Below are 846 nucleotides of genomic sequence, written 5' to 3' on the forward strand. Positions count from 1 at the left end.
AAATTAAGAAGATTTCCGAAGATATGGTCGTCAGTTTGGCTGAGGAATTTGGTGTTAAATATCATTGGGAAGGTGATACAGTGCGCTTCAAAGGTGCTGGAGCTAAGGGGCGAATGACAGTGCTACCACAACAGGTTGACCTGAAAATGGAGCTGGGTTTCTTACTTATGCCTCTTAAATCCAAAATTGAGAAATCAATTATTCGCCGATTAGATGAGTGTCTTTCCTAAGTAAATTTCCGATGATGTAAAGCGCCGAACTAATAAAAAGAGCTAATTTATGGCCCCGATATCCAAGTGTAACGCAGATACTGAAGCAGTGGCGAATACCATCTCATTTCCTCGTTTTGTTTCTAAGCTACCGGCTTTTATCAAAGGTACGCCCAAGAGAGTCAAGGGAATGTATATCGCGAGCCGAAAACCAGGTGATTACCCTGCCGGGATGGGGGTTTGTCTTGAGCAGTCGGCCTCAAGAAATCCGCAAGGGCTTGCGTTAATTTTCGAAGAGCGGGAATTTACTTACCAGATCTTCAATCAGTGGGTTAACCGACTTGCGCGATCACTTCTGAACTCTGGTTACGGCAAAGGTGATGTCATTGCTGTTTTTATGGAGAATCGCCCAGAGCTATTGGCCTGTGTTGCTGCGATTGCCAAAATAGGGGCCGTGAGTGCGCTCATCAATACCAGTCAGCGCGCCGCGGTGTTACGCCACAGTTTTGAGCTCGTCGATGCTAAAGCAATTATTGTCGGGCGAGAGCTATTTTCAGCGATTTCTGAGGTAGAGAGTAGTCTTCCTGTTTCTAGTAATGCTCGCTTTTTCTTTGATGATGCTGACACTTTGCTTAGT

Annotated in this window: 2 protein-coding genes; both read left to right on the forward strand. The window is 45.3% G+C overall.

Going from position 1 to position 846, the window contains the following annotated elements; genetic code table 11:
• Positions 1-230: polyhydroxyalkanoic acid system family protein (locus tag A3735_RS04225; protein WP_197485662.1), on the forward strand; the 230-nt coding region annotated here is incomplete at its 5' end.
• 49 nt (positions 231-279) lie between these two features.
• Positions 280-846: AMP-binding protein (locus tag A3735_RS04230; protein ID WP_156499397.1), on the forward strand; the 567-nt coding region annotated here is incomplete at its 3' end.

This window comes from Oleiphilus sp. HI0061 (genome assembly GCF_001635675.1).